Genomic DNA, 26,199 nt, shown 5'->3' with positions numbered 1-26,199 from the left:
TTCGCGCTTATGATTCAAGTATTGGTAGTGGATGATGATCCTTTTATTCGTGAGAGCATGAATGTCATATTGGATCTCGATCAAGATTTACAGGTTGCCGGCGTTTGCGCTAACGGGCAGGAAGCAGCCGATTTTGTCCGCCAGCATCCCGTCGATGTCGTCCTCATGGACATCCGTATGCCGGTATGTGACGGAGTGGAGGGTACGAAGCTGCTGCGTGCGCTTGAGCATCCCCCTGCCGTCCTTATACTGACGACCTTCGACGACGATGAATATATCGCGCAGGCGATTCGTAACGGAGCGAATGGCTATTTGCTCAAAAATGTACCGCCAAGCCGCATCATCAGCGGCATCAAAACGGTTCATGAGGGCTCGGTGCTCATCCATCCCGAAATTGCCCGCAAGCTTGCTGGCATGCTGGAGACGCCTCGCACCGATACAAGCAAGCCGCCGACGATAAACGGCCTCACGCCGGCTGAAGGCCAAATCGTGCGTCTTATTGCAGACGGCAAATCCAATAAAGAGATTGCCGCCTCCTTGTTTTTAAGTGAAGGCACAGTCAAAAATTATATAACCGAAATATTAAACAAGCTCGAGCTGCGTGACCGCACCCAAATCGCTATCTTTTATTTGAAATTATTGCATCAATGATTCTTGTTAACCGAAGGAGATTATAACGATGACTACACAGACTGCTTCTACTTCTCTAGCTGGCTTCACGCAGGCTGACTTTGATGTTTTTGGACTCGAGGGTCTTGAAGAACGAATGGCAGCTATTCAAAATCAAATTCAACCAAAGTTCCGTGCGCTCGGGGAGCAGCTCAGCGTAGATACAGCCGTGCATGCCGGCAACGAAATGTATCTGCATGTAGCAAGGCATGCTCGCCGCAAAGTAAATCCGCCGAAGGATACTTGGCTCGCGATCTGCAACAATAAGCGCGGCTACAAAGCGCATCCTCATTTTCAATTGGGCTTGTTCGATGATCATTTATTTATATGGCTGGCGCTTATTTATGAGGTGCCGAACAAATCCAACATTGCAAAAGCCTTCCTTAAGCAAATTGACGACGTAATCGCAACGGTTCCCGAGCATTATGTGCTCTCATTGGATCATATGAAGAAGGAATCGACCGCGGTCAGCAGCATGTCGAAGCAGGATTGGAAAGATGCCCTCGTCCGCTTCCGTGACGTGCAGAAGGCTGAGCTCCTAATCGGTCTCCATGTGCAGGCGGATGACCCGATCCTTCGAGACGGGGATGCGCTGCTGGCGCTCGTTTCTTCTACTTACGAGACGCTGATGCCGCTATACCGCATGGCGAACCTATAACAACAAAGAAAGGCTGTACCCCAAGGTCGATTTTGACCTTTGTGGTACAGCCTTTTATTATTAAACCTGCTGCGCGGCGGCGGCTTCCGCTTGCGCGGATGCTGCGTTAGCGCGCCGTTGTTTGCGGGAGGTGCGGAAGAATAGCAGCTCATACACGCACGGAACGATGATCAACGTAAGCAGCGTTGCTGCGATCAAACCTCCGATTACGACGATGGCAAGACTTTGGGAAACGATGCTTCCCGATTCATGTGAACCGAACACGAGTGGCAGCATCGCGGATACTGTCGCTACCGCCGTCATCACGATCGGACGCATCCGAGTCGTCGCTGCTTCGATCAAAGCTTCGCGTATCGACATGGTCTGCTCGTTTTGCTTCACGCGGTCAATCAGTACGATCGCATTCGTGACGACGATGCCGATCAGCATCAGCGCTCCGAACATCGCCGTGAAATCAGGCGTTACGCCCGATACGAGCAAGCCCGTTACAGCTCCAATTGCGGCCAGAGGCAGCGAAATCATTATCGCGAGCGGTGCTCTAAGCGTTTTGAAGGTCAGCACCATGATCAGATACACGATACCGATGGAAATAAGCGCCGTTAATCCGAGATCTGCGAAATCGCTCGATTGATCGGCAGACGCCCCGCCTACTGCAAGCGTTACGCCCTCCGGCAGCTTCATGTCCGCTGCCGCTTTGTCGACTTTATCGCCAACGACCGAAAGCTCCTTAGGTTCGGCGTTAGCCGTTACTCGGATATAGGTTTTCCCGTCTTTGTGGTAGTACAAGGCAGGCTCCTCGGAGCGCGTCAATTCCGCCACCTTCGAAATTGGAGTGGCGCCTGTCTCCGTCATTACAGTGAGCTGCTCAAGCTCCGCCTTTGAGGCTGGGTTCAAGACCGGCTGCAAAATAACCGGCGTATCGCTGTCCTCAAGCCTAATCGTGCCAATCGGCACCGGGTTCAGCATGCTTTGCAGCTGCATCGCCACTTCTTGGCCTTTTGCAACGGCAGGATTGACATTGAACGAGTAAACCGATTTTTTCTCCTCCTGGTTGCTTACAACCTTTTGCACCCCATCAATCGGCTTAATGGCAGCGATAAGCTTATCCGCGGTTTGAGCGAGCTGCTCAGGATCGTCGCCGGTCACGTCAATATTGATTTGCGGCGACCCGCCTCCCATTATTAAATCGGATGCATTAACCGTTAACGTTGCATCTTTGTAATTGTCCTTCTGCGATTTTACATCCTCCATAAATAACTCAGCATCGACGCCATCCTTAAGATCAATCATATAGGTGATTAGCGTAGGCGACGATACAGATCCGTATTTGGCCGCATCGGCGCTATTGCCAAGCATCATCATGACCCATTCGATATCTTTGTTGCCGGTCATATAGGATTCGAATTTTTTGCCTGCATCAAGCACCTCATCCGCAGGCGTTTCGCTTGGATATTGCAGCGTTACGTTGACATTCTCGGCGCTAGAGGAGTCAAGCGCCCCTTTTGGCATGAAGATGTAAGCACTGATCGAGCCTGCGAACAGCAGCACCGCAATCATTAACGGCACTAATTTATGCGCAAGGTTCCAGCGGATGAAGGCAGCGAATTTAGGCGAGCCGGCATGCTCCTTCTCCTTTGTGCCCCGAAGCAACAACGCGCTTAGAAGCGGTACGACAGTCAGTGCGACTAAGAGAGAGGCTAGCAGCGAGTAAGCAACCGTTAGCGCGAAGGGCAGCAGAAAGGCTTGCAGCGAGCCGCGCAGAAGGCCCATCGGTAGAAACACGGCTACCGTTACGAGCGTTGACGAGGTAATGGCGGATGCTACTTCCTTCGTTGCATCCGTAATGAGCTTGACGGAGAAGGATTCTTTTTGCAGCCTTCTGTAAATGTTCTCAATGACGACAATACTATCGTCAACTAGGCGGCCAACCGCAACCGCTACGCCTCCAAGCGTAATGATGTTAAGCGATACGCCTGAGAGCTGCAGCAAATAAAGCGTAATGCCAAGCGACAGCGGTATGGAAACAATCGTTACGATCGTCGCTTTAAAATTGCGCATGAACAATAAGATAACGATTGTAGCGAACAATGCGCCAAGCAATACTTCCCGCATCATGCTATTAACGGAAGAGACAACTGAATCGGAAGTGCTTAGAATGATAGAAGCTTCAATTCCCTTATTGTCTGCGTTTAGGCGCTCAATCGTTTTCTCGATTCCTTTGCCGACCGTAACCGCATTTGCATCCGCTGATTTAGAAATGGTGAACATGATCGCATCCTTGCCGTTCATGCGGCTGATGCTCTCTTGATCCTTAGCTAGCTCCACCGTCGCCACGTCGCCAAGCTTTACGCCTGCCGCGACTGGAAGGCTGCGCAGCGTTTCCACATCCGTTACCTGGTCATATACGTTTAGGTTGCTGGCTCCTCCGTCAAGCGTGCGTTCTCCGATCGAAACGGAAGCCCCTCTGCCCTGCAGCACGCCCATAAGCGATTGCACAGGGATGCCCGCTGCAGCAAGCTTATCTGTTGTAGGCACGACATGTACAGTTGGCGTTGACTTGCCGCTTACGCTGACCTGACTCGCGCCTTCTGACTTCTGAAGCTCTGCCGTAACGATTTTCAGCTTAGCTTCCTTCTCTTGCTCGCTCATTCCCTCGTCAAACGTCAACGTAACCCACGCGATTGGAATCATCGACGTGTTGAATTGAACGACGAACGGCTTCATCACATTTGCAGGCAGCTGGACCTGATCCACCACCCGCTCAATTTCCGCCTTTGCTTCCTTCATGTTCGTTTTCGAGTCAAAATTCATATTGATTTGGGCGTATCCGTCACCTGAAGTCGAGAACATGTCGGTCTTCCCTTTCACGAACGTTACGGCCTCTTCCAGAGGATTCGTGACCATTTGCTCCATCGACTTCGCATCGCTTCCCGGTCCAATCGCGGTTATCATAACCTGCGGATTATCAGCTGCTGGCAAAAACTCCATCGGCAGCCTGAAATAGCTGATTACCCCCATCGCTAATGCCATAATGACGATTAGAATCATGGCCGCCTTATTTCGGAATGACCATTCTGTCAATCTACTCATTTGTTTCCGACTCCTTTTCCCTCTACGGTTTTCTTTTGTATTGTCTTTTCTAATCATAGTGGGAAGCTGGGGATAGCAAAAACGTCCAGAGAAGGGATTTGTTTCTCGCCCTTAGTCGTAATCCGGCTACGTCTGTAGACCGATTACAAGCTTATAAAAAATGAGTAAGTACTCACTTCACGAACGCGCAAATCGTATGTATAATAAAGTGAGTACTTACTCATTTATGAGGACGAGGAGCGTGACCCATCATGTTTGCCAGCAAAAACGAGCCTTCCGGAGCTGACATTGCCGTCGAGGTGCAAGGCATTACACGTTCATTCGGCGGCCGAGCCGTGCTTGAAGACATTACGCTTTCCATTTCGCAGGGCGAGCTGTTCGGATTGCTAGGCCCTTCCGGCTCGGGCAAAACGACGCTCATCAAGCTGATGACAGGCATTGATCATGCCGATGCAGGCACGGTCCGCATGCTTGGCGAGCCGATGCCGCAGCTAAAAATGCTGCAAGCGTTCGGTTACATGGCGCAGTCGGATGCGCTTTACAACGAATTGACGGGCAAGCAAAATTTAGCTTTCTTTGGCGCTATGTTCGGATTAAAGGGGGCGGTCCTTCAAGAGAGGATTCAAGCCGTATCCCAGCTTGTTGCATTAACCGATCATTTGAATAAGCAAACAGCAGCCTACTCCGGCGGGATGAAGCGCCGGCTCTCGCTGGCAATCGCGCTTCTGCACGAGCCGAAGCTGCTCGTGCTTGACGAGCCGACGGTCGGAATTGACCCTGTTCTGCGCCAATCGATTTGGCAGGAGTTATCTGCGCTTACCAAGCAAGGCGTAACGATCATTATTACGACGCATGTGATGGATGAAGCGGAAAAATGCGATCGGCTTGGCCTGATCCGAGGCGGAAAGCTTATTGCCGTCGATACGCCTCAAGCGATTATCCGGCAAGCGGGCGCAAATACCATCGAAGAAGCGTTCATCGCGCTTGGCCGTGAAGGAGGCGTTGAAGCATGAGAATACGTGCGCTTGCCATTCGTATCATCAAACAATTTCTTCGTGACAAAAGAACGCTTGCCATGCTGTTCCTTGCTCCCCTGCTCATTCTATGCTTGATGAAGCTCGTATTTGACGGGCAAGCCGTCTCGCCTGCCATTGGGATGATTGATCCTCCAGCGGCAATCACGGAAAAATTCGAGACCTTGAATGCGGAGATTATAAGCTACAGCTCTGCTGAAGATGCGCAGGCGGCATTAAAAGCGGGCAAGCTCGACGCCATCCTTCAACTAAGCGGAGCAGGCACGCCGGAGCTAACGCTTGAGGGGAGCGACCCCTCCACTAACCGAGCCGTCTTGCTGCTATTGCAAAATGTACTTCAGAACGGAGCAGCAAGCTCCGCACCTGCTATTACGTATTTGCACGGCGGACCAGACATGGCTGCATTTGATTCCTTTGGACCTGTGCTCATCGGCTTCTTCTCGTTTTTCTTTGTCTTCCTGCTTGCAGGCGTCTCCTTCCTGCGGGAGAGAACAAGCGGAACGCTCGAGCGATTGCTCGCTACGCCGATTAGGCGCAGTGAAATCGTCGCAGGCTATTTAGCCGGATTCGGCATTTTCACCCTGCTGCAAGCGTCCTTGATCGCCTGGTTTTCCGTTGACGTTCTCGGTTTGTACATGGCTGGCAATATCGGATATATGCTGCTCATTAATTTGCTGCTATCTTTAACGGCATTAACGCTCGGAACGTTGCTGTCGTCCTTTGCCAGCAGTGAATTTCAAATTATTCAGTTCATTCCGATTGTTATCGTGCCGCAAGCGTTTTTCTCTGGCTTGTTCAACCTCGACGCGATGAATCCTTGGCTGCAGAAGCTAAGCTTCGTCATGCCTCTTTATTACGGTGCCGATGCCATGCGGGGCATCATGATTCGCGGCGAGGGCTGGCGTGATTTTCAAACGGATGTTTACGTGTTAGTCGGCTTCTCTTGTATTTTTGCTCTATTGAATGTGCTGGCTTTAAAGAAGCACCGCCGCATGTAGCATCGTTAAGCTTCTGATATAATGAAGGAATGGGTAAGAGCGAAGGAGTGTCTCAGATGCAAGAACCGGTTGAGCAATGGCTGCAAGAGCTGTTGAAGCTAGATGATGAAGAAGTAAGGATGACCGATAAGCAATTAAAAATCGTGCAGGCAGCTTCGGAAATTTTTGCCCAAAAAGGGTTTGCCGCATCTTCTACGAGTGAAATCGCGCAGCGTGCAGGCGTTGCCGAGGGTACGATTTTCCGCCATTACAAGACCAAAAAGGATTTGCTCTTCTCTATCGTAGCACCTGTAATGGCAAAGCTTGTAGCGCCATTCGTGCTCCGCGATTTTTATAAAGTGCTCGACAGCAGCTATGACAGCCTGGATCAATTGCTGCGAGCAATTATCGAGAATCGCATAGAGTTTGTAGAGCGCCATATACAGGTCATCAAAATATTCGTGCAAGAAATTCCGTTTCATCCTGACCTTCAAGAGCAATTCCATAAGCTGATTTTAACGAAGGTGTTCGAGAAATTTAGCGTCAATATACGGAAGTTTCAGCAGGAAGGCACGATTGTGGATTGGTCGCCGCTTACGATCATACGCCTCGCGGCTTCCTCTCTCATGGGCTATGTGCTTTTTCGGACCTTTTCAAGCACTCGAGCGGATAGCGGCTGGGATGACGTGAAGGAACGGGAGGCAACGATCACCTTTATACTCAAAGGCCTTGCCCCCTAAACAAAACAAGCCGGTTGTCCATCTTATGATGAACAACCGGCTTGTTTTTTTATTTTATTTAGCCGTATCTACTGTGCCTTCCGAGAAGCTGTGCTTGTCCAATTGACGGAAACGAAGCAGCAGCAGAAGCGCCGCCAAACACAATATGCCGCCCAGCAAGTAAGGAAGTCCCATCTCAATCGTGAAGAAAAAGGAGCCTAGCAGCGGTCCAGCTATGCGGCCTAAGCTATCCATTGATGAGCTTAAACCCGACGCGACACCTGTGCCTACTGTCGTCTTCTGCGTAATGAGCGACGTCACGCACGGACGGATCAAGGCGTTGCCGATTCCAAATACAGCTAGCGACATCGTTGCCCACCATAAGGAATGTGCGGCCAGCAGGAGGAAGAAACCGATAGCGGAAATGACAAGCCCCAAAGCAATATATTTGGGCTCCTCGCCTGTCTTGATGCGTCTGCGCACAACACCACCCTGCACAAGCGCTCCAACAAACCCGCAAACAAAAAACAAAATGCCGACCTGCAGCGGAGTCACGTCAAAGCGGCGCATGCCAAAAAATTGCAGCGTAGCTTCCATTCCCGCGAGCGTAAACGTTACAAAAAACGCCAGCACGTACAAGTATTTAAGCGGTCCTGTAAAAGCCGCAAGCCGCGATACCCGCTTCTCCGATTTGCTCCTCCGCTGCTCAGGCGCAAGCGATTCCTTCAGCTTCGCCGCAGCAAGCACAAACGTAATGAGCGCTAAGGCAGATGCCGCATAAAAAGGAGTCTCAAGCGTAATCACACTGAGCAAGCCGCCAACGCCGGGACCAATCGTAAAGCCAAGGCCGATCGACATGCCGACAAGCCCCATTCCTTTGGTCCTCTCCTCCGGCGGCGTTATGTCGGCGACATACGCGACGATAACGGAAGCGACTGCTCCCGAGAACAAACCTCCGAGCACTCGTGACAAATACATAAGCGTTAAATTGCCCGAGGATAACCCGAACATCAAGAAGCTAAGTGCAAAACCAAGTACGCCAATTAGAATAATCGGCCGTCTGCCGATTCGATCGGACAAGCTCCCCCAAAACGGCGAGAGGATGAATGATACTGCGGAATAAATAGCCAGCATCCTGCCCGTATGTAATTCCGCTTTGCTAGGATCCGCTGCTTGGATAATTTCAGGCATAACCGGGATGATAATGCCGAATCCTATAAACGTTGTCATTAGAATAGCCATTACGATAAGCATTCGTTTATCTTTCATGCTGCAACCCCTCCACCAACCTATGTTACCATATCCTTTTAACCATCATCTATGAACAATTGAAGAACAAATAAGCTGCCTCGGCTATTATTAAAAAAATGTAGCTTGCATTCCCCCCTGTATTTGCTATACTCAACTTTGTTTGTTACCTCTAATGAAAGGCAGGGATGATAGCGATGGATCACAATAAAACCCCGCTCTTCACCGCGCTTCGCCGACATGCGGAGCAGGATCCCGTTCAGTTTCATATTCCCGGACACAAAAAAGGATTGGGCAGCGACTCGGAATTTCGCGAATTTATCGGCGATAACGCGTTGTCGATCGATTTAATCAATATAGCACCGCTTGATGACCTGCATCAGCCTACAGGCGTTATTGAAGAAGCGCAGAAGCTGGCTGCTGACGCCTTCGGATCGGACTATACCTATTTCTCCGTGCAAGGAACCAGCGGCGCGATTATAACGATGATCTTATCGGTGTGCGCGCCCGGGGACAAAATCATCGTACCCCGCAATGTGCACAAATCCATTATGGCTGCCATCATCTTCGCAGGCGCAAGACCCGTATTCATTTCGCCTGCTAGGGATAATAATCTCGGCATTGACCACGGCATTACGACCCGCTCCGTGCGCAAGGCGCTGGAGCGCCACCCGGATGCCAAAGCCGTGCTTGTTATCAACCCGACTTACTTCGGCATTTGCGCTAATCTCAAGGAGATTGTGGATCTCGTACATAGCTTCGACATCCCTGTCCTTGTGGACGAGGCGCATGGCGTGCTTATTCATTTCCATGAAAAGCTGCCGATGTCCGCTATGCAGGCTGGCGCGGATATGGCAGCGACGAGCGTTCATAAGCTCGGCGGCTCCATGACGCAAAGCTCGGTGCTTAATGTTCGCAAGGGCAGAGTTAATCCGCACCGCATTCAGACCGTAATCAGTATGCTGACGACCACGTCGACCTCTTATATTTTGCTAGCGTCACTTGATACGTCGAGGCGTAATCTTGCTTTGAATGGACATGCAATCGCCGAGCGCGCGATTGAACTGGCACAGCATGCCCGTCAGCAAATCAATGAGATTCCAGGCCTTTATTGCTTCGGAGAAGAAATTCTCGGCGATGAGGCTACCTATGATTACGATCCGACTAAAGTATCCATTCATGTCCGTCACCTAGGCATTACCGGCTACGAGACGGAAAATTGGCTGCGCGACAACTATAATGTGGAAATCGAAATGAGCGACATGTATAACATTCTTTGCTTAGTTACGCCTGGAGATACCTCTGATTCCGTATCAAAATTATTAATTGCGCTGCGCGGCTTGTCAGAGCGGTTCCATGAAGGTGCTGAAGCACGTGAATTAGTCGTCAAAATTCCGGATATCCCTCAGCTCTCCCTCTCGCCTCGCGATGCATTCTACGGCCAGACGGAAGTGCTGCCGTTCAAGGAATCCGCGGGACGAATCATTGCTGAATTTATTTATGTTTACCCGCCAGGCATCCCGATTCTGCTGCCAGGCGAAGTGATTACCCAAAAAAATATCGATTATATCGTGGATCATGTCCAAGTCGGCTTGCCGGTCAAAGGGCCTGAGGACCGCAGCATCGAGTTTGTTAAAGTAATCGTAGAGGAAACAGCTATTTCTTAATCGCATTAATATAATGAAAACCGCCCTAACGAAGCATGAAAGTGCTTTTTGGGACGGTTTTTTTTGATAGGGAACGAGGGTATCCCACTTATTGTCAACCGATTTCGAGCATGCTATGATGTTGGCAGAGGTGAGATGCGATGAGTCAAAGCGCTTACATAAAATTCGTGCAAGGATCATCCGTGGAAAAGCTGACATTGGAAGACGTGCAAAGCCAGCTTCTGCATTACGTAGAGCAAACCAAGCTAACCGGCGCCCAGTTAGGCTGGGATTACGCCGAAGCCGCATTCCCCTATACGATCGAATCGAAACAAGATGACCGTTGGTTTTATTTAAAAGGCATTAATCCTCTTTATAAGCACATCATATTTGGTCCCAGTGAAACAACGAGCGTAGCCGGCAAAACCGTTCCTTGCGTGCAGGTCGTCCTTCCAGATGAGGCTACGCATGGCGATAAGGCAAAAGCAAATGAGCTGTGTAAATTTATGGCGAAGCAGCTGCAGGCTGAGCTGACTATGTTCAACGGGCGTACGATTTACTATAATCCACGTAAATAAGCGGGTACAAAAAAATTCGCGAGCAGTGCTCGCGAATTTTTTGGTGCCCGCTTATTGGAAAGCTGCGAACTAGAATTAGTTCTCTTCGCTCTCCGTGCGTGCGATTTCCTCGTAGATCGCAGTTACGCGATCCCACTCTGCATCATCTTCGATGCCAACCAAGAAGGACTCATCGTTTTCTTCTTCAATACGGAAAATGACACCGTCTGCTTCCGGATCATTACGATCCAGCAATACAGCGTACACATTGTTTTCGGATTCAAACGTATAAACCATGACCATTTCACGTTCCTGGCCCTCGTCGTCAGTCACGATAAAGACATGCTCCTCATGCTCGTGATCTTGACCACAGCCGCAATCATCTCCATGCTGATGCTCGCTCATGATATTACCCCATTTCAATAATGTTTACAGACTATCGTATAGTAACATGACACTCTATCAGCGGTCAAACGAAGACGCCCCTCAAATTTGAGGAGCGCCTGCGTTAATCCTATGCATCACTGGGAGGAAATTAATTTCTCGGAAACAGGCGTCCATTCATCCGAGCCTTTCAGCTTAAGAAAGAAACGAATAGGATATTTCCCGCTAGCTTCAAACTTGTAGTCAATTTCATCTGTCGCATACCAGAAATTGTCCTTGGACGTACTCACGGATTCCGTTTGAATCACTTTCTCTTTACCATATGGGTCAAAGATCGACACTTTCACGGCAACGATATCCGTCTTCAAATTATCGATCTGAGCAAACACTTTGAACTTCGCTTGATAGCCTTTTGATACGTTTCCGAATACCGCGTTATTTTGGAAAAGGAACATATGCACATTTGGCTTATACACGGTGGCTCGTTTGCTTTGATTGTCCCATTCAACGATTGCTTGCATTGATGTGGCTAATTGGCGAAGCGGCAAATAGGTTTTGCTGTCTGCGACTAATCCTCCGTCATCCTGCTCATTACCATTAATGATGACACGTACCTTTTGTGTTGCGGAATCTGCAAACAGCATGGTTCCGCCCCAAAGTGACAGTAACAGCAGCAGAATAGCAACTTTTCTGAGTTTCATAGATGTAAGCCCTCCATCCGATTGCCTGGATGTATGGTTATACTCGAAAACACTAGCAAAGTTGCGGCATGGACAAAACTATTTTTAGCCCGATGCAAAATTCGACCAGCACTGTCAAACGCTGTTGAAACCTGCGCTTGCCTGGGAAATACCGCAGGCCGATTATTTTATTACCCGTACGTTCTGGTAAGAACGCAAGGCACGCCCTTCCCTACCGTGCCGGGCTGTCTCATCCTTGCCAAATAGTTGATTCCCCTTGCGCAGGGCGTTTTGCACACCGCGCACGTATCCGATAACACCAGCTTGTAGTTATACTGCTTCCGATCGCTTGCCGGCTGTTTTTTCTTAGCTACTTTACCTTTTCCTTTGCTCATCCTTCGCTCGCCTCCACTATACGTTTCGCTTTAGCATTGTATGTAGGGAAGGGCGAATGTGCATCTGGAATTGTCAGCGTTACACAAAATTTGGTACAGTAAACATGTGGAAAGTTGAGGAGGTTGTATGATGAATATAAAAATGATTGGAACAGGAAGCGCTTTTGCGAAAAAATACGATAATAACAATGCTCTTATTGAAGAAAATGGCTTTCGGCTGCTCGTTGATTGCGGGATTACGCTCCCCAAAGCGCTGCATCAGCAAGGCTACTCCTTCTCTGATCTGGATGCCGTATTAATTAGTCACATTCATGGCGATCATGTTGGCGGCTTGGAAGAATACGCTTTTCAAATGATGTTCAAATACAATCGCAAGCCGGTTCTCTATATTGCCGAATCGCTAATTGAACCGTTATGGGAAAATACGCTTCGCGGCGGGCTTACTCAGGAGCCGCTCGATAAGCTTGAGCATTTCTTTGAGGTGCGTCCGCTCCAGCCGAATATAGAAATCGAGCTTCATCCCGGATTAACGGTTAAGCTGCTGCAAACGAAGCATATTGTGAACAAGCCCAGCTATTCCTTTGTATTTAACAGAAGCTTCTTCTACTCTGCCGATATGCGGTTCGATCTCCCGCTGCTTCAGCAATTGGTCGAGGAAGGCGTCACGACGATTTATCATGATTGCCAGCTAGAAGCGCCAGGTGTCGTTCACGCCAGCTTAGAGGAGCTTTTGAGCCTTCCGGAACAAATCCAAAGCAAAACATGGCTCATGCACTACGGGGACGCTATCGAGCAATATGAAGGCAAAACCGGTGCCATGCGTATCGTTGAGCAGCATAAGTCTTATACCATCGCGTAAAAACAAGAAAGGCGCCTGCATATTCGCATATGCGGCGCCTTTCTTTATAGAGCCGCAGCCGTCCATCGACGGGTGTGGGCCGATTATGCTTGTTTTCCAATTATTTTAGGTCATTAACGATTTGCTCTAAAAGGTAGGCAGCTGATCCAAATTGTTCGTCGGGTCGCCATCGGCATCGCCGCGGATATACGTATCTCCATCCCTGCCCTTGAAGGCGTTGACACCCGAAATATGTCCAGCTTGGACTTCCTGAAGCGCCGTTGCATAATCAAGCACGCGTCCGCTTGTTGTTTTGAACGCCGTCAGGTCACCGTCTCCGTTTTTTTGCACCGCGACAATTTGTTCTCTCGTGTCTTGTCCGCCAATCGAATCGCTCATTGTTCGTTAGCTCCCTTCAATGTAGAAGAATGTACAACAACCCTTATAATGCCTCATAGACGGCTTTAATATGCAGAGATGCCCGATTTTATCGAGCAGCAAGTGCTTGAATGAATAAAAGCTCGTACGTGACGCCGATTCCTGCGGGTATGCTGAACTTATTTTTATACTCCTTATACATGCCGGTGATCAAGCTTCTTGAGCTGATGCCGGGCGTAACAGCAGCTTCTGAGGTGCTGGCTCCAACCGCTTTTACAGCATGGAGAAATTCGCTCGGGGAAACAAAAACCTCCGTTTGAATCGATCTGGCAACTTGGACACTCGTGAATCCGGCTTGCTCGAGCAAGTAATTCCACTCTGATGTGGAATTGAAAGACAGGCCATGACGCTGCGGCACCTTCCCGCTCGCGAGATAAACCGCTTTAAATGATTCATGCAGCTCATGAAACGTATCCGGCCCGAAGGTGGCAAACGCAAGCATGCCTTCGCCTTCGGATCGCAGCAATCGCCTTAGATGAAACAGCGTATCTACCGGATGGCTCAGCCATTGAAAACAAGCGTTAGCGACGATGAAATCAAATGAGCCCGAAGCTGCAATTGGAGCCCATTCTTCAATATCAGCGGACAAAAATCGTATATTGGACCCCTTACATACGGTGCCAATACGGTGCTTAGCCGCATTGATCATCTCAGGTGCAAGGTCCAGCGCAGTAATGATGGCGTCAGGCCAATCGTTCGCCAGCCTCTCGGTTAATGCCCCCGTACCGCAGCCAATTTCAAGAATGTTTAACGCAGCGTCTGCTTTGGGGCTAAATTCATGAAGGAGCGATTGTGAAAGTTGATCCGCCATTGTACGCTGCACGTTCGCATGCCTATCATAAGAACCGGCTGCACTGCGGTTAAATTGACGGCTGATCATTTGTTTTCTGCTGTTCATGCCACCAACTCCTTAATTGTTCGGCTATACCCGCTTCCGATTCTATAAACGGCGCATGGCCGCGTCCCGTTAATGTGATCAGTTCTGCATCTGGCAAAAGCGATACCAGCTCTTCCGCAGCGCCAACGGGACAAACCTTATCCTCTGTGCCATGAAAAAGAAGAACCGGGCATGATATTTCCGGCAGGAGGGTTAAGCAATCCTCATGTCGTAAAATTTGAAGGCCAGCGATTAGCGCAGGGGTTGTCCAACTGCCGATTGGCGGAAGAAAGCCAGGCATGCCTGCTGCCCCTTCCTCCTCCGCAAACAATAACTGCCGAAATTTTGTTTCCGCCTCATGTCGGTCATGCTTTAAGCTTCTGATCATCTCCCTCAAATAAGCATCTGACCAGCCGCGGTCCGCCTCTTCCTTGGAACGCGTGAACTTTGCAGTTGCCGCAAACAGCAAAAGACCATCTGCAATTGAAGCAAATTTAAGAGCCAGCAATGCGCCGAGTGACCAGCCTGCAATTAGAAGCGGTCCTCTGGCATTCGCCACCCCTTCATCAATCAGCCTCATCATCTCTTCCGGCGTGCCTGCCCTGCTGTAATCCACCGAAATATGATGAAATTCCGTTAAACATGCATGAAGCCGGTTGAATATAACATTCGGAAAGCTCCATCCTGTTAGCCATAAGATCGTACATGGTTTCATGCTTGTGCTTACTGCACACAAGCAAGAATGAAGCCCCGGATGTTTAGCTATAACGGTCATGCGCGAAGCACCCCCAGTTGGTAACCTATGCGACGAATACACCGGGTGGCTTCAATCAGCTCCTGCTCCGTATGCGCTGCAGATAAAGAGAAGCGAATGCGTGCGGTTCCGCTCGGAACCGAAGGCGGGCGGATCGCTACCGCAGCAATCCCCTCCTGTTCGAGCAACGCACTGAAACGAAGCGCAGCAGCGTTGTCTCCAACGATTAACGGGATAATTGGCGTGTCACCGTCGGCGATATGAAAGCCGGCTTCGCTAAGCGAGGAGCGGAACAGCCAGCTTGATGAACGGAGACGTTTCCTCCGCCAATGCTCGGTTTGCACGAAGGTTAATGCTGTTAATATTCCAGCGATAAGAGATGGGGGCAGCGCTGTAGAGTAGATCAGCGCTCTTGCCTTATTGATTAGCCAGCGAATTAAGTTTCGGCTCCCGCATACATAAGCGCCGTAAACGCCAAATGCCTTGCTGAATGTTCCCATATGCACATCCACCTCATTTTGCAGGCCTAGCTCGTGGCATAAACCTTCGCCGCAGCTTCCAAACATTCCGCCGCTGTGCGCTTCGTCCACCATCAGCATCGCGCCGAACTCGTTTTTAAGGGAAACGAGCTCCCGCAAATGCGCATGGTCACCATCCATGGAGAAAACGGCATCCGTAACAATCAGCTTCCGCCGCTTATTACGGTGCTTGCGAAGCAAAACCTTCAAATGCTCCATATCGTTATGCCGGTATCTTGCATGCTCCGCTCGGCTCAGTACAACGCCGTCTACGATGCTCGCGTGATTGAGTTGATCGCTAAAAACGACATCGCCCCGTCCGACGAGCGCGCTGATCACACTTGAATTAGCCATGTAGCCGTTAGCAAAAACAAGCGACGCCTCGCTATTTTGCCAAGCTGCCAGCGCTTCTTCAAGTCTTGCATACTGTTCACCGTTGCCGGTCACTAGACGTGAAGCGCCGGAGCCCGCACCGTCGATAAGCAGCTTTTCGCGCATCGATTCAATAATGACCGGATGCTGTGCAAGCCCAAGGTAGTCGTTGGAGGCGAGATTTAGAAGCACATGTCCATTACGCATCGTATAGCTTGGACGGTTTGGAACGGGAGCACTCTCCCGCAAGGTTCGCAAAAGCGATAAGTCAGCCAATGATGAAAGCTCTTCTTCTATCCACTTCATCGTGCGTTTAACTCAATCTCAAAGCCCATATCTTCAATGATTTGATGATCAGCCGTAATCGCTTGGCCTGCTGTCGTTAAATAATCGCCAACAAACAGTGAATTTGCGGCATACAGCGATAAGGGCTGCAGCGAACGGAGGTTGACTTCGCGGCCGCCTGCGACGCGGATCTCTTTGGCGGGACAAATGAATCGGAACAATGCCAATACCTTTAGCGCCTTCATTGCCGGAATCCGGCCTGCATGCTCAAGCGGAGTTCCCGGGATTGCATTCAGGAAGTTTATCGGTATCGAATCCGCATCCAGCTCGCGCAGCGCATAAGCCATTTCTATCATTTCTTGATTCGTTTCACCCATTCCGATAATGACACCGGAGCAAGGGGACATGCCGTGCATTTTCACCTTCTCAACGGTCTCGATGCGCTGGTCGTATGTATGGGTTGTCGTAATGGACGGATAGTTGGCTTTGCTCGTATTCAAGTTATGGTTGTAGCGATCGACGCCAGCCTCGGCTAATCGTTTAGCTTGACCATCCTTCAAAATGCCGAGGCATGCGCATATTTTGAGCGGCATCGTGGCACGAATCTCTTTTACCGCATCCACGACTTGCGCAAGCTCTCTTTCCGTCGGACCTCTACCAGCCGCAACAATGCAATAGGTTCCGGCTTTGCGCGCCATCGCCTCGCGTGCTCCTGCAAGCAGCGTATCCTTTTCCAGCAGCGTATATTTTGGAACAGGCGCCGTCGATACGATGGATTGAGAGCAATAGCCGCAGTCCTCGGGACAAAGACCGCTTTTGGCATTGATGATCATGTTTAACTTCACTTTTTTGCCGTAATAATGTTTCCTCACTCTAAAAGCCGCTTGCATAAGGGGAAGCAGCTCATCATCGTTCGACTCTAGTACCGCAAGCCCCTCTTCAACGGTTAAACGCTCGCCATCAAGCGCCTTTTTGGCAAACGCATCCCATGCCGGAACAGCAGCAAACATGTTCATTTTCCTTCGTCCTCTCTATGTTAACTCGTCAACGCTTGTATGATTGGTGTGAGTTGAAGCTCTTCCAAAGCCGTGTTGACCAATAACTTTGTATCCGTATCGTCTTGCAAGCATGGAAACCGGCCGAGTACCTTTATGCCGCTATATCGTTCGATTAGCTCTGCATTCCTTGCAACGCTTGGGTCGTCATGAATCTCGGCCGAGCTTCCGTCATTTAAAATAATGCCGATGATCGGAACCTTGCGTTCGCGCAGGAATGATACCGTAAGCAAAGTGTGATTAATCGTTCCTAGACCCGAACGGGCGACGATTAAGACCGGTACGCGCAGCTCCGAAATCAAGTCCGCTACAAGCGCCGTTTCCGTCAGCGGAACCGCAGCTCCTCCTGCCCCCTCTATGAGTAAGGAGTCATAACGTTCAACCAGCGGAGCGCCTGCAACAATTAGCTCGTGCAGCGTTAAATCCAGTCCCGCCTCCTTGGCTGCAAGCAGTGGGGTTAGCGGAGCCTCGAATGAGAATGGCGCCACCGCCTCGGCGTGCTCTTCCATTCCCGTGCATCGGAGCAAAATTTCCGCATCAGTATCGCCGCTGCCAAGCACGGCACCGGACTGCACCGGCTTCCAAACGCCAATCTTTAACCCTTGTGCGCGAAGCGCAGCAGCAAGAGCCGCTGTAACGATTGTTTTCCCAACGCCTGTGTCTGTTCCCGTTACAAAACATCCTCGTATCAGCTTCATCGAATCAAGCCGTTTTCGGTAACGTCAACGATGGACTTCGCCAAAATTTCCGTCATTGCAGCAAGTTCGGCTTCCGTGCTCACAAGAGGGGGAATAAACACGATGACATTGCCTAGCGGCCTCGTCAGCATTCCAAGCTCTCTCGCCCTTTGACTTATTCGAACGCCAATGCGATCTGCCCAGTCGTAGGGTTCACGTGAAGCTTTATCGCGCACAAGCTCAATTCCGATCATCAGCCCCTGCTGACGGATATCGCCAACATGCGGCCTGTTTTTAAGCGAGGCGAGCTGCTGCTCCACAAATGCCGCTTTTGCGCTTACTCCCTTCACGATGCTGTTCTCTTCAAAAAGCTTCAAGCTGGCCAAAGCGACCGCGCAGCCAAGCGGGTTGCCCGTGAACGAATGCCCGTGGAAAAATGTTTTCTGCTCCTTGTAATCCGCATAAAACGCGCCGTACACCTCATCTGTCGCAAGCGTCGCCGCCACAGGCAAATACCCGCCCGTTAGCCCTTTACCGATGACCATCAAATCGGGCGAGACGTCTTCGAGCTCACAAGCGAACATGGCGCCTGTCCTTCCAAAACCGGTTGCCACCTCGTCCGCGATGAGCAGAACGCCATGTTTGCGGCACAGATCAGCCATCTCGCGCAAACATCCAGGCGGCATGACGATGATTCCCCCCGCTCCCTGAACAATCGGCTCCACGATAAGAGCAGCGATCTCATCCGCCTTGGTCTCAAGCAGCTGCTGCAATGCGGTTAACGTAGCCTTCTTCGCTTCCGTTGCACCGCCTTCATGGCGATACGCATACGGATATGGAATGACATGCGTCGGAAAAAGCATTGGGCGAAACACGTCATGATAGAGCGGAATAGCACCTACGCTGACCGCGCCAATCGTATCCCCATGGTACGCTTGATTCATGGTGACAAACGTCGATTTCCTCTTTTCCCCTAGATTATTCCAGTATTGAAAAGCCATTTTGACCGCAATCTCGACCCCAGTCGCTCCGGAATCGGAGTAAAATACTTTATTTAAGCCTTTCGGTGCGATCCGTGCCAGCTTCTCAGCAAGCTCGATTGCCGGTACATTTGCCATTCCAAGCAAAGTCGTATGGGCAACTCTTCCTAGCTGGTCGGTTATCGCTTGATTCAGCTGCGGCACATTATGCCCGTGGACATTAAGCCATACCGATGAGAAGCCGTCATAATAAGGACGCCCCTGAACATCGTATAACCGGACACCTTCCCCGCGTTCGATGATGAGCGGATCAGAGTCATTGTAATCTTTCATTTGAGTAAAGGGATGCCAGAGATGCGCCTTATTCATCGCGGCAAGCCATTCATAACCCGGTGTCATAAACGATCACCATCCGATAAGATTTCTATATGTTAACCAAAATAAATTATTTTAGGTTAACAATTAGATTTAGCCATTCTAGCAGACCAAGAAATGCCTGTAAAGAGAAATCAATCCGGTTGCCGCACAAAAACACAAAAAAATCCGACGAACTCGCTTCCTTAAGCGAACGCCGGATTTCCGTTTTTATTTTCTTTTGAATGCCCCTGCCGGAAGTTTCCTCCGCCACACAAATTGTTCATCATGCGATAATGAATCATTGATGGCGAAATTAGCCACAGCACCAACTACAATACCGATAATTCCAAACATCCCCAATAGCCAAATGGCTAAATAGGCATACTCTGCAGCCAACAGAAACCGCCTCCTGAGCGCTTTCTTTATAGGTATGCGTGGCTGGTTAGCTTTAGTATACGTTTCCAATATGCATATCCAACGAAAAAAGGCTCATACTAACGGACGGACATGGGATAACCATTCTTTGGCCTAACCTAACTGATTGGAGGAAAAACGATGCTTGAAAATGTAGACAGCAGCTATAATTGTTCGAACGCGTCTCATGATCTGCCGAGCTTGCTGCAGGAATTGGAGCAGTTAGAGCTAGGCGCTCAAAGTGGACAAACCGAGGAAGAACAGCAGCATATCAATCGGCTTAGAAACCAAATCCATTTCATCAGAAATAAATGCGATATTCCGCATGAATCTTAATTAGATGTAAAATAGTTCCTCCTTCTTGCCGATAATTCAAGTAGGAGGTGTTATATGGATATTGCAGCTGCATCAATTACGATGCACCAGAACAGCCTTGCGCTTGCAACGAGTATCCGTGTCATGTCAATAGCCAAGGATCAGGCTACTCAGCAAGGACAGAACCTCGTGCAAATGCTTCAAAGCGCACAGCCTCATTTAGGGCAAAGCATTGATCTTCGCGTTTAAACATGTCCCCCAAAGGCAATTATTCCTTAGGGGGTTTTTCATCTCTCAATTTTGAAAATGTTTCAGAATATCCTTGTTGGTGTAGTTAATCAAATACGAAGGGTGACTTTTACAAAATTGTTCAAAAAACTAACAATTTCCTAATTTCTTTGTTCGAAAAATTCTAACAACCTTCGTTTATTCTAATCTTAACGAATGAAAAGTTGGAGGGGTTATGATGAACCACTTTTTCTATCAGCAGAAAATTGAAGAAGTTCGCGCCGAAATGGTCCTTATGTTTGACGCATGCAACAACTTTACCGATCAGGCTGTTGTCAAAATCAGCCAAGAGCTCGATTATCTCCTCAATGAATATTCAAGCTGCTTGGCTAGGTCAGAACGTTAATCAAGTGATCTCGCATGTATAGAAGATCGTGTTTTATCTTGCATAAAATTCAATCGCGTTGCTCTCATCCTTAAGGATGGCAAACGTGAACTGCAGCCCAGGAGTCACCCATTCTTCCGTTACTTCCGGTACTGTAAAGTCAAGATCGACAATCGCGCTATCCCAAATTTCAATCGCATCTTCCCTGCCATGCTCATTTAAAAAGGAAACTTTAAAAATCATCGGATCTCTCTCGTCATCATAATGCTCCGACACTTCGAATGCTGTAAATTGATGTACGATTATTTTGAAATCTACATCATTTTGCAAGTGCACGATACCCGGTTTGCCAATTAATGATTTGATTGCTTCCGCAAATTGATTGTGAATGTCGTTATTAAACATGTTTGTTGCCATCTCCTGTCTATGTATCATGATTGATATCCACTAGCATATGTAGCGCTTGTACCACGTAAAGCATTATAACCCGCTCGACATCGGCACTGCAATCTGACGGGGAAGCTGTTCTTTACAAAATCCCCAAAAAAGTGTTGACTTCATTTCCTTATCCTGCTATATTATTAATTGTCGCTAATACGATCTGGTAGCTCAGCTGGGAGAGCACTATCTTGACAGGGTAGGGGTCACAGGTTCGAACCCTGTTCAGATCATACAAATAAGAACCCGTAATCCTTTGTATCATAAGGGATTGCGGGTTTTTTCCTGTTTTACGGCAATATCGAGCAGCCAAATAAAAAACACCTTCTAATCGAAGATGTTGGAATAAAGCATTTATAATTGCACAATTGTAGGTGCGTTCACCCTTACTATCGGTTTCAACTTCTTAACCAGATCCCTAGTCATATGTGGTGTTATGTCATCCTGAAATAACAATGCCGCAATTTCCCCGGAAGAATTTTTATAATTAATAATGAAATAAAACTTATTTGTTCGCCTCTCTCTGTTGATGACTTGAGTGCCGATGACAATGCCTAAAGGACCGAGTTCAAGTCTATCAACCGTTCCGTAAGGTATTCTAGTTCGCAAACTTTGCACAACATTTGCTATCTCCACGTCTGTTTTGATCTCCACAGCCGTAATTTGCGATGTTGTCAGATTGAATGTAATGCCTCCTCCTTCCACGGTCAATCTATCTGCGTAGATCGTTACGGCACATCTTGTTTTTTCTGCAATCCTAAGGCCTTCAAGATGATGTACGGTGGATGTACCAAGAATCCCCCTGAGCAGCCGATCCCTTTCGTAAGCAGCTCCGCGCTTGGATCTAGTGCTCAGAAAAAGTCCGAGGACGAAGCAAAATACAGTCAAAACTACTGCCAAACCTCTTCCTTCTAAACTAGGTTCGACGAAAGTAAGTACGATTATTATAAAGAATGCAAGAGAACCAATAAAACAGATTAGTGCTAGGAAGTTTCTTAATGAACGCATTTCGATTGACCTCTTCCAAAATATAATTTATAAGTATTCTACCAAATTACGCCAAAAACGGACAGTTATTTTTACATATCTCTTTGCTTCGACGGAATCTCCCGGTTTCAGAATAGGAGTAGCTATGGAGCAGCAGGCTCGAACCTCTTGCGATCATAAGCATAAAAACCCGATATCCTTTATATGATAAGGGATTTCGGGTTTTTCCTTTTTCCATGAAACGATCGTTGTCAAAATATCGAGTTTAATCCGTAAACCCTAGCATTTGCTTGTATTTGTTCACCGGAAAAGGAAAGCTTATATACCCTTCTGATCCTTGCATCGATACAACCTCGGCTGGTATGCCCGAAACTACGCCGTTATTCGGCACATCCCTAGTCACAACCGCATTTGCGCCAATTGCCGCATGATCTCCGACCGTAATGGCTCCAATGATTTTCGCTCCGGCTCCCATATAAACATTGTTGCCTATTGTCGGCACGCCCTTTGACTTCCCTCTATTGCTAGCACCAATAGTCACGCCTTGCATGATTACGCAATTGTCCCCAATCTTAGCTTTGCTGCTAATGACTATGCCGCCATAGTGGCCGATATAAAAACCTTTGCCAATATCCGTGGCAGGCGAGATCGAAATGCCGTACTTATATTTATACCTTTGCAGCATAACCATACTGAATGCGTAAAAAGGATACCAGACCTTGCTTTTTAAACGGAGATACCTGCATAAGCGAAACCAGAACATATAGTGAAAGCCAGGGAGCATAAATTGACGGTAAAATACTTTTTTCATACTTACCTTTTCGGATTCTTCATAACGGTACAAGTCGGAAAACCAAAACAGCTTTAACTCTTTAAATCTCATTTACAATGCACAACCTTCCAGCGGAGTCTTTTTTGAACGGTTCGACGTTCTCAATAAAGAACTTTAAAGGAAAACATCTTCTTTTTCAAGCGTTTTTCTGTAAATATAGAAAATTCCCCTTCAAGCGTGCTTTATAACTATCTAACAAGCCATGAAGGTTTTTTTATCCATTTGGCCATTCTATAGGTAAGAACGTTCTTCAACTTAGGGACAGCGATAACACATTCTGCAATAAATCTGTAGCGGTTTGCAACAAATTGCCTTTTCCCTTCGTTAAATAAGTGCTGCAGCAAATAATAGAAGAGGTGACCGTATGAGAAAACGACCGATTATAATATTGACACTGGTTGCAATGATGCTCTTCACGCTCGGACAAACCGTCTGGGCATTTAAGGACGTTAAAAATGATGTAAATGAGCAGAAAATTAACGAGCTTAAAAAACAAGGCATACTAAGCAGCAATAAAGCGGATAAGTTTAATCCGAAAGGCAAGCTCACTTATGCAGAAGGTGTTTCTTTACTTGTAAAAGGATTCGAGCTTAACATTGATAATATCCGCTTCATTAAAGAACCTAAAGCAAGCGACTACTTCACTAACCTGAAAGACAATGCATGGTATTCGAAAGCTTTTATCATTGCTAACCTTAATGGGCTTGAAATTCCAAAAACGGTCAAAGCTAATGATATCATGACTCGCGAGCAGTTCGCCCATCACTTGTTCAAGGCAATTTCGAAAAAAGGCGATTATGCTTATATCGAAATTTACATGATGCTTAAGGATGAAGCTGACGTCAACAAGGATTACATGAACAGCATTCAAAAACTGCTAATTAGCAAAATCGTCACGCTGGACGGCTCGAACAAGTTTTATCCTAAAAAAGCGATCACTCGCAGCGATGCCGCAGGCTGGCTCCATGATGGCATCAAATTCGTAAAGGAGACGGCTCCTATTCCTAATTTGCCTGAGCAACCAACACTGAACCTTAAGCTTACTGTAGCTGCCGTAAACTCCGAGATCAACAAAGTAACGGTCAGCACGCAGGTACCACATCCGGGCTACAGCATCCGGATCGCTTCCATTGGCTTCGAAGGAGACAAAGCGGTTATTTATGTGGAAACGATTCTGCCTGATCCGGATAAAATGTATCCGCAGGTCGTAACCGATGTTCAAGTATCTACTTATGTGGATGCCAAGCTTAAACCGGTACTTCCGCAGTCCGCTTCTTCAAGCGAGTCATCGACAGGCATCATCGCCGAGTAATATGACGGAAAAAGGCTTCTCCTATGATATGAGCAATCGCTCGGTCATGGGAGAAGCCTTTTTTTAAATTATATTTTTAACTCTGATAACATCGGTATCGTCCAGTCGATAGGATCGCTCCCAATCGTCTCTAAAAACGCATTTGCCCGCGAGAAAGGTTTGCTTCCAAAGAATCCTTTGCGGGCTGCAAACGGGCTAGGATGAGGCGAGGAGATGATATGATGCTTCTCTCGATCAATACGTTCCGCCTTCGTCTCCGCGTGCTTGCCCCACAGCATAAAGACGACCGGCTTGTCCCTTTCGTTCATCACGGCAATGATCGAATCGGTGAACCGCTCCCACCCAAGCCCCTGATGCGAATTCGGCTTGCCCTCCTCCACCGTAAGCACCGTATTGAGGAGCAGCACCCCTTGCTGTGCCCAAGAGACTAAGCTGCCATGGTCAGGAATTGGAGCGCCTACATCCGCCTCCAGCTCTTTGTAAATGTTTTTGAGTGATGGAGGCACCTTCATGCCGGGCTGCACGGAGAAGCTAAGCCCCTGCGCCTGCTGAGGGCCATGATAAGGATCCTGTCCCAAAACGACCACCTTCGTCTGCTCATATGATGTATAATTTAGTGCATTAAATATATTTTGTTTCTCCGGGTATACCGTCATCGTCTCATATTTATGATCAAGAAGATCAAGCAGTTCCGCCATATACGGAGCATTAAGCTCTTCCTCTAACCGCTGTGACCAATCGTTATTAGGCAAAATCGTCACATCTGCGCCTCCCTCTGAGATGAATGAAAACTATATTTATCCTTGCTTATCAAACCAATTATAATAATATTGATTAATATATTGGCCAGCCAGCATATAGGGCACCGTTTCTTCTTCAATAAACGTTTCCTTGCCCCTCATGCTAAAATAAAGCCATAACGCGAGTCCTTCCGAAAAAGCTTCCGCGTTGTATTCAGCCCCATTTAACAGGTTCGAAATAACGCCCATGCAGCTCTCGATTGCCGCTTCCCCTTCTGGATGATACGCTTTGAGCTTTATTTTCAGATAGGAATACACGTAAGGAAACTCCTTGCTTCCCGTCAATGCTGAGCTAAAAAGCGCAGTCGAGATCGCGGCAGCCATAATGCCCGTTTTCCACTGCTCTTTATGTTCGGTCAAAAAATGATCGCCCTTGAACCGCTCGAGTAGATCATGATATAAAGTATCCTTTAACGAGAACACCTCCGCATATAAACGGCGCGAGCTCTGCTTAAGTGAAGACTCCTCATTGTTTTGCTGATTCATTAATCCGCCTACTTCCCCTATTTGCTCAAGTATAACGTTACAGCTTCTAGTTTACTTCATTCAAAATAGAGAAAGCAAAAACTTTGCAATAAAAAAAAGCCAACTGCGATTATTCGCAGCCAGCCACTCTCGCTATTTTTAATGGGTATGCACAACTTCCGTCCCCGCAATAAAATCATGAATCGCACGCTTATCCTCCCGCATACCAACCATAAAGGCGCTGACGATAGCCGCAATGCCCAAAGTTATTCCGTATACGAGCCCGCCAACAACATGCCGCAAAAGCATCGTTCCGAGCCCCGGAGGCGAACCGTCCAGCTTTCGAATTTGAATGCCGCAAATTCTTTTTCCAATCGTGTAACCACTCCAAAAAACAGGAACGAGTACGGTGTAAAGAAATGAAATCACATCGGTAAAATACTCTCTTCCCTCAAGCCCGCCGGTAATCAGCAAGGAAATAATAAATAATGGAATACCAACGATAATGCTATCCAGCAATCCAGCCCCAAATCGAACCCAAAATCCTGCATTCATGTTCGAAATCCCTCCAAACAAGCTTTTTTATTGGCATCAATAAACGGTCGGAACGCCTATGAGTATTTCACTCATCATGTAAGGTGTATGCGGTAAGCAATCCGAAGTATGCCAGTTAATTAAAAATGGGGCTTTGGCAAGTACTCCCACAAGCAAGCATAGCGCCAAGCTGTGATACGATCTCCCGCTTCCCGATTAAACCATCTATTTTTCGTCTATATTAAAAATATAGTTTACTGCCGGTATAGATATCAACCATT

31 protein-coding genes and 1 tRNA gene are annotated in these 26,199 nt (G+C 48.1%); 13 read left to right on the top strand and 19 right to left on the bottom strand.

Going from position 1 to position 26,199, the window contains the following annotated elements; translation table 11 throughout:
- Window positions 1-9: 9 nt before the first annotated feature.
- Window positions 10-651, top strand: a complete 642-nt coding sequence (locus A7975_RS02185) for a response regulator transcription factor (protein WP_053377756.1) — start codon at window positions 10-12, stop codon at window positions 649-651.
- 28 nt (window positions 652-679) lie between these two features.
- A complete protein-coding gene (locus A7975_RS02180; protein WP_065384011.1) occupies window positions 680-1,327 on the top strand; it encodes a DUF1054 domain-containing protein in 648 nt (215 codons plus the stop codon).
- Between the two features lie 60 nt (window positions 1,328-1,387).
- Here the strand turns inward: A7975_RS02180 and A7975_RS02175 are convergent, their stop codons facing one another.
- Window positions 1,388-4,417, bottom strand: coding sequence for an efflux RND transporter permease subunit (locus A7975_RS02175; protein WP_065384010.1), 3,030 nt, complete (start codon window positions 4,415-4,417; stop codon window positions 1,388-1,390).
- A 251-nt stretch (window positions 4,418-4,668) separates the two neighbouring features.
- On the opposite strand from A7975_RS02175, the gene A7975_RS02170 reads away from it, so the two are divergent.
- Genes A7975_RS02170 through A7975_RS02160 form a run of 3 tightly spaced genes read left to right on the top strand, consistent with a single transcriptional unit; the run spans window position 4,669 to window position 7,168 of the window.
- Window positions 4,669-5,430 carry an ABC transporter ATP-binding protein gene (locus A7975_RS02170; RefSeq protein WP_065384009.1) on the top strand — a complete coding sequence of 254 codons (762 nt, stop codon included), beginning with the start codon at window positions 4,669-4,671 and terminating at the stop codon, window positions 5,428-5,430.
- Window positions 5,427-6,449 carry an ABC transporter permease gene (locus A7975_RS02165; RefSeq protein WP_065384008.1) on the top strand — a complete coding sequence of 341 codons (1,023 nt, stop codon included), beginning with the start codon at window positions 5,427-5,429 and terminating at the stop codon, window positions 6,447-6,449. Before A7975_RS02170 ends, A7975_RS02165 begins: the two co-directional genes overlap by 4 nt.
- 56 nt (window positions 6,450-6,505) lie before the next feature.
- On the top strand, window positions 6,506-7,168 hold the full coding sequence (locus A7975_RS02160) for a TetR/AcrR family transcriptional regulator (RefSeq protein WP_053375577.1): 663 nt from the start codon (window positions 6,506-6,508) through the stop codon (window positions 7,166-7,168).
- Between the two features lie 54 nt (window positions 7,169-7,222).
- Here A7975_RS02160 and A7975_RS02155 read toward each other — a convergent pair whose 3' ends face one another.
- A complete protein-coding gene (locus A7975_RS02155) occupies window positions 7,223-8,416 on the bottom strand; it encodes an MFS transporter (protein WP_053375576.1) in 1,194 nt (397 codons plus the stop codon).
- A 176-nt stretch (window positions 8,417-8,592) separates the two neighbouring features.
- Here A7975_RS02155 and A7975_RS02150 point away from each other — a divergent pair, with 176 nt between their 5' ends.
- Both A7975_RS02150 and A7975_RS02145 read left to right on the top strand, forming a co-directional pair.
- Window positions 8,593-10,062 (top strand): aminotransferase class I/II-fold pyridoxal phosphate-dependent enzyme, encoded by a 1,470-nt coding sequence (locus tag A7975_RS02150; RefSeq protein WP_065384007.1) that lies wholly within the window; start codon window positions 8,593-8,595, stop codon window positions 10,060-10,062.
- A 140-nt stretch (window positions 10,063-10,202) separates the two neighbouring features.
- On the top strand, window positions 10,203-10,619 hold the full coding sequence (locus A7975_RS02145) for a DUF1885 family protein (RefSeq protein WP_065384006.1): 417 nt from the start codon (window positions 10,203-10,205) through the stop codon (window positions 10,617-10,619).
- A gap of 75 nt (window positions 10,620-10,694) precedes the next feature.
- On the opposite strand, the gene A7975_RS02140 is transcribed toward A7975_RS02145, so the two are convergent.
- The 3 genes from A7975_RS02140 to A7975_RS02130 all read right to left on the bottom strand — a co-directional run bounded on the left by A7975_RS02140 (window position 10,695) and on the right by A7975_RS02130 (window position 12,057).
- Complete coding sequence (locus A7975_RS02140) at window positions 10,695-11,003, bottom strand: DUF1292 domain-containing protein (protein WP_053375573.1); 309 nt, start codon at window positions 11,001-11,003, stop codon at window positions 10,695-10,697.
- Between the two features lie 116 nt (window positions 11,004-11,119).
- Window positions 11,120-11,683 (bottom strand): stalk domain-containing protein, encoded by a 564-nt coding sequence (locus A7975_RS02135; protein WP_053375572.1) that lies wholly within the window; start codon window positions 11,681-11,683, stop codon window positions 11,120-11,122.
- Between the two features lie 170 nt (window positions 11,684-11,853).
- Complete coding sequence (locus A7975_RS02130) at window positions 11,854-12,057, bottom strand: hypothetical protein (RefSeq protein ID WP_053375571.1); 204 nt, start codon at window positions 12,055-12,057, stop codon at window positions 11,854-11,856.
- A gap of 130 nt (window positions 12,058-12,187) precedes the next feature.
- Here A7975_RS02130 and A7975_RS02125 point away from each other — a divergent pair, with 130 nt between their 5' ends.
- Window positions 12,188-12,916, top strand: coding sequence for an MBL fold metallo-hydrolase (locus tag A7975_RS02125; protein ID WP_065384005.1), 729 nt, complete (start codon window positions 12,188-12,190; stop codon window positions 12,914-12,916).
- Between the two features lie 126 nt (window positions 12,917-13,042).
- On the opposite strand, the gene A7975_RS02120 is transcribed toward A7975_RS02125, so the two are convergent.
- The 8 genes from A7975_RS02120 to A7975_RS33945 form a co-directional block, all read right to left on the bottom strand.
- Entirely contained in the window at window positions 13,043-13,294 is a 252-nt protein-coding gene (locus tag A7975_RS02120) for a DUF3892 domain-containing protein (RefSeq protein WP_053375569.1), read from the bottom strand.
- Between the two features lie 88 nt (window positions 13,295-13,382).
- Window positions 13,383-14,231 (bottom strand): malonyl-ACP O-methyltransferase BioC, encoded by an 849-nt coding sequence (bioC, locus tag A7975_RS02115; RefSeq protein WP_065384004.1) that lies wholly within the window; start codon window positions 14,229-14,231, stop codon window positions 13,383-13,385.
- On the bottom strand, window positions 14,194-14,985 hold the full coding sequence (locus A7975_RS02110; RefSeq protein ID WP_255314137.1) for an alpha/beta fold hydrolase: 792 nt from the start codon (window positions 14,983-14,985) through the stop codon (window positions 14,194-14,196). The genes bioC and A7975_RS02110 overlap by 38 nt, the downstream gene beginning before the upstream one ends.
- Window positions 14,982-16,160 carry an 8-amino-7-oxononanoate synthase gene (gene bioF / locus A7975_RS02105; protein ID WP_065384003.1) on the bottom strand — a complete coding sequence of 393 codons (1,179 nt, stop codon included), beginning with the start codon at window positions 16,158-16,160 and terminating at the stop codon, window positions 14,982-14,984. The genes A7975_RS02110 and bioF overlap by 4 nt, the downstream gene beginning before the upstream one ends.
- Window positions 16,157-17,155 (bottom strand): biotin synthase BioB, encoded by a 999-nt coding sequence (gene bioB / locus A7975_RS02100; RefSeq protein ID WP_065384002.1) that lies wholly within the window; start codon window positions 17,153-17,155, stop codon window positions 16,157-16,159. The genes bioF and bioB overlap by 4 nt, the downstream gene beginning before the upstream one ends.
- A gap of 20 nt (window positions 17,156-17,175) precedes the next feature.
- Window positions 17,176-17,892 (bottom strand): dethiobiotin synthase, encoded by a 717-nt coding sequence (gene bioD, locus A7975_RS02095; RefSeq protein ID WP_065384001.1) that lies wholly within the window; start codon window positions 17,890-17,892, stop codon window positions 17,176-17,178.
- Entirely contained in the window at window positions 17,889-19,250 is a 1,362-nt protein-coding gene (gene bioA / locus A7975_RS02090; protein WP_065384000.1) for an adenosylmethionine--8-amino-7-oxononanoate transaminase, read from the bottom strand. The genes bioD and bioA overlap by 4 nt, the downstream gene beginning before the upstream one ends.
- Window positions 19,251-19,436: 186 nt before the next feature.
- Entirely contained in the window at window positions 19,437-19,604 is a 168-nt protein-coding gene (locus tag A7975_RS33945) for a hypothetical protein (protein ID WP_176707654.1), read from the bottom strand.
- 159 nt (window positions 19,605-19,763) lie between these two features.
- On the opposite strand from A7975_RS33945, the gene A7975_RS02085 reads away from it, so the two are divergent.
- From A7975_RS02085 to A7975_RS32755, 3 genes are all read left to right on the top strand, one after another.
- Window positions 19,764-19,958 (top strand): hypothetical protein, encoded by a 195-nt coding sequence (locus A7975_RS02085; RefSeq protein ID WP_053375563.1) that lies wholly within the window; start codon window positions 19,764-19,766, stop codon window positions 19,956-19,958.
- 54 nt (window positions 19,959-20,012) lie between these two features.
- Complete coding sequence (locus A7975_RS02080; protein WP_065383999.1) at window positions 20,013-20,186, top strand: YjfB family protein; 174 nt, start codon at window positions 20,013-20,015, stop codon at window positions 20,184-20,186.
- Between the two features lie 214 nt (window positions 20,187-20,400).
- Window positions 20,401-20,571 (top strand): aspartyl-phosphate phosphatase Spo0E family protein, encoded by a 171-nt coding sequence (locus A7975_RS32755; RefSeq protein ID WP_082197935.1) that lies wholly within the window; start codon window positions 20,401-20,403, stop codon window positions 20,569-20,571.
- 33 nt (window positions 20,572-20,604) lie between these two features.
- On the opposite strand, the gene A7975_RS02075 is transcribed toward A7975_RS32755, so the two are convergent.
- Window positions 20,605-20,955: a hypothetical protein gene (locus A7975_RS02075; protein ID WP_065383998.1), complete on the bottom strand. Its 351-nt coding sequence runs from the start codon at window positions 20,953-20,955 to the stop codon at window positions 20,605-20,607.
- Window positions 20,956-21,148: 193 nt separating this feature from the next.
- Between A7975_RS02075 and A7975_RS02070 the strand changes: the two genes are divergently transcribed.
- Window positions 21,149-21,221, top strand: a tRNA-Val gene (locus A7975_RS02070).
- A gap of 121 nt (window positions 21,222-21,342) precedes the next feature.
- Here A7975_RS02070 and A7975_RS02065 read toward each other — a convergent pair.
- Entirely contained in the window at window positions 21,343-21,996 is a 654-nt protein-coding gene (locus A7975_RS02065; protein WP_065383997.1) for a hypothetical protein, read from the bottom strand.
- A 244-nt stretch (window positions 21,997-22,240) separates the two neighbouring features.
- Window positions 22,241-22,858, bottom strand: coding sequence for a serine O-acetyltransferase (locus tag A7975_RS02060; protein ID WP_065383996.1), 618 nt, complete (start codon window positions 22,856-22,858; stop codon window positions 22,241-22,243).
- 313 nt (window positions 22,859-23,171) lie between these two features.
- On the opposite strand from A7975_RS02060, the gene A7975_RS02055 reads away from it, so the two are divergent.
- Window positions 23,172-24,119, top strand: coding sequence for a protease complex subunit PrcB family protein (locus tag A7975_RS02055; RefSeq protein ID WP_065383995.1), 948 nt, complete (start codon window positions 23,172-23,174; stop codon window positions 24,117-24,119).
- 68 nt (window positions 24,120-24,187) lie between these two features.
- Here A7975_RS02055 and A7975_RS02050 read toward each other — a convergent pair whose 3' ends face one another.
- The 3 genes from A7975_RS02050 to A7975_RS02040 form a co-directional block, all read right to left on the bottom strand.
- A complete protein-coding gene (locus A7975_RS02050) occupies window positions 24,188-24,880 on the bottom strand; it encodes a uracil-DNA glycosylase (RefSeq protein ID WP_065383994.1) in 693 nt (230 codons plus the stop codon).
- Window positions 24,881-24,916: 36 nt separating this feature from the next.
- The gene (locus tag A7975_RS02045; protein WP_053375558.1) at window positions 24,917-25,405 is read right to left on the bottom strand and encodes a hypothetical protein; all 489 of its coding nucleotides are present in this window, start codon (window positions 25,403-25,405) and stop codon (window positions 24,917-24,919) included.
- Window positions 25,406-25,543: 138 nt separating this feature from the next.
- Window positions 25,544-25,939 carry an RDD family protein gene (locus tag A7975_RS02040; RefSeq protein ID WP_053375557.1) on the bottom strand — a complete coding sequence of 132 codons (396 nt, stop codon included), beginning with the start codon at window positions 25,937-25,939 and terminating at the stop codon, window positions 25,544-25,546.
- Window positions 25,940-26,199: the final 260 nt, after the last annotated feature.

It is taken from the genome of Bacillus sp. FJAT-26390 (assembly GCF_001682865.1).
In the GTDB taxonomy this organism is placed as follows: Bacteria; Bacillota; Bacilli; order Paenibacillales; family Paenibacillaceae; genus Pristimantibacillus.
Note: the sequence above shows the minus strand (reverse complement) of the source record. Positions and strands in the feature narration are given on the sequence as shown.

Excerpts from the sequence above, each read along its gene's own strand:
- A7975_RS02185 (WP_053377756.1), top strand. The coding sequence starts at position 10 with ATGATTCAAGTATTGGTAGTGGATGATGATCCTTTTATTCGTGAGAGC.
- A7975_RS02180 (WP_065384011.1), top strand. The coding sequence starts at position 680 with ATGACTACACAGACTGCTTCTACTTCTCTAGCTGGCTTCACGCAGGCT.
- A7975_RS02175 (WP_065384010.1), bottom strand. The coding sequence starts at position 4,417 with ATGAGTAGATTGACAGAATGGTCATTCCGAAATAAGGCGGCCATGATT.
- A7975_RS02170 (WP_065384009.1), top strand. The coding sequence starts at position 4,669 with ATGTTTGCCAGCAAAAACGAGCCTTCCGGAGCTGACATTGCCGTCGAG.
- A7975_RS02165 (WP_065384008.1), top strand. The coding sequence starts at position 5,427 with ATGAGAATACGTGCGCTTGCCATTCGTATCATCAAACAATTTCTTCGT.
- A7975_RS02160 (WP_053375577.1), top strand. The coding sequence starts at position 6,506 with ATGCAAGAACCGGTTGAGCAATGGCTGCAAGAGCTGTTGAAGCTAGAT.
- A7975_RS02155 (WP_053375576.1), bottom strand. The coding sequence starts at position 8,416 with ATGAAAGATAAACGAATGCTTATCGTAATGGCTATTCTAATGACAACG.
- A7975_RS02150 (WP_065384007.1), top strand. The coding sequence starts at position 8,593 with ATGGATCACAATAAAACCCCGCTCTTCACCGCGCTTCGCCGACATGCG.
- A7975_RS02145 (WP_065384006.1), top strand. The coding sequence starts at position 10,203 with ATGAGTCAAAGCGCTTACATAAAATTCGTGCAAGGATCATCCGTGGAA.
- A7975_RS02140 (WP_053375573.1), bottom strand. The coding sequence starts at position 11,003 with ATGAGCGAGCATCAGCATGGAGATGATTGCGGCTGTGGTCAAGATCAC.
- A7975_RS02135 (WP_053375572.1), bottom strand. The coding sequence starts at position 11,683 with ATGAAACTCAGAAAAGTTGCTATTCTGCTGCTGTTACTGTCACTTTGG.
- A7975_RS02130 (WP_053375571.1), bottom strand. The coding sequence starts at position 12,057 with ATGAGCAAAGGAAAAGGTAAAGTAGCTAAGAAAAAACAGCCGGCAAGC.
- A7975_RS02125 (WP_065384005.1), top strand. The coding sequence starts at position 12,188 with ATGAATATAAAAATGATTGGAACAGGAAGCGCTTTTGCGAAAAAATAC.
- A7975_RS02120 (WP_053375569.1), bottom strand. The coding sequence starts at position 13,294 with ATGAGCGATTCGATTGGCGGACAAGACACGAGAGAACAAATTGTCGCG.
- bioC (WP_065384004.1), bottom strand. The coding sequence starts at position 14,231 with ATGAACAGCAGAAAACAAATGATCAGCCGTCAATTTAACCGCAGTGCA.
- A7975_RS02110 (WP_255314137.1), bottom strand. The coding sequence starts at position 14,985 with ATGACCGTTATAGCTAAACATCCGGGGCTTCATTCTTGCTTGTGTGCA.
- bioF (WP_065384003.1), bottom strand. The coding sequence starts at position 16,160 with ATGAAGTGGATAGAAGAAGAGCTTTCATCATTGGCTGACTTATCGCTT.
- bioB (WP_065384002.1), bottom strand. The coding sequence starts at position 17,155 with ATGAACATGTTTGCTGCTGTTCCGGCATGGGATGCGTTTGCCAAAAAG.
- bioD (WP_065384001.1), bottom strand. The coding sequence starts at position 17,892 with ATGAAGCTGATACGAGGATGTTTTGTAACGGGAACAGACACAGGCGTT.
- bioA (WP_065384000.1), bottom strand. The coding sequence starts at position 19,250 with ATGACACCGGGTTATGAATGGCTTGCCGCGATGAATAAGGCGCATCTC.
- A7975_RS02085 (WP_053375563.1), top strand. The coding sequence starts at position 19,764 with ATGCTTGAAAATGTAGACAGCAGCTATAATTGTTCGAACGCGTCTCAT.
- A7975_RS02080 (WP_065383999.1), top strand. The coding sequence starts at position 20,013 with ATGGATATTGCAGCTGCATCAATTACGATGCACCAGAACAGCCTTGCG.
- A7975_RS32755 (WP_082197935.1), top strand. The coding sequence starts at position 20,401 with ATGATGAACCACTTTTTCTATCAGCAGAAAATTGAAGAAGTTCGCGCC.
- A7975_RS02075 (WP_065383998.1), bottom strand. The coding sequence starts at position 20,955 with ATGTTTAATAACGACATTCACAATCAATTTGCGGAAGCAATCAAATCA.
- A7975_RS02065 (WP_065383997.1), bottom strand. The coding sequence starts at position 21,996 with ATGCGTTCATTAAGAAACTTCCTAGCACTAATCTGTTTTATTGGTTCT.
- A7975_RS02060 (WP_065383996.1), bottom strand. The coding sequence starts at position 22,858 with ATGAGATTTAAAGAGTTAAAGCTGTTTTGGTTTTCCGACTTGTACCGT.
- A7975_RS02055 (WP_065383995.1), top strand. The coding sequence starts at position 23,172 with ATGAGAAAACGACCGATTATAATATTGACACTGGTTGCAATGATGCTC.
- A7975_RS02045 (WP_053375558.1), bottom strand. The coding sequence starts at position 25,405 with ATGAATCAGCAAAACAATGAGGAGTCTTCACTTAAGCAGAGCTCGCGC.
- A7975_RS02040 (WP_053375557.1), bottom strand. The coding sequence starts at position 25,939 with ATGAATGCAGGATTTTGGGTTCGATTTGGGGCTGGATTGCTGGATAGC.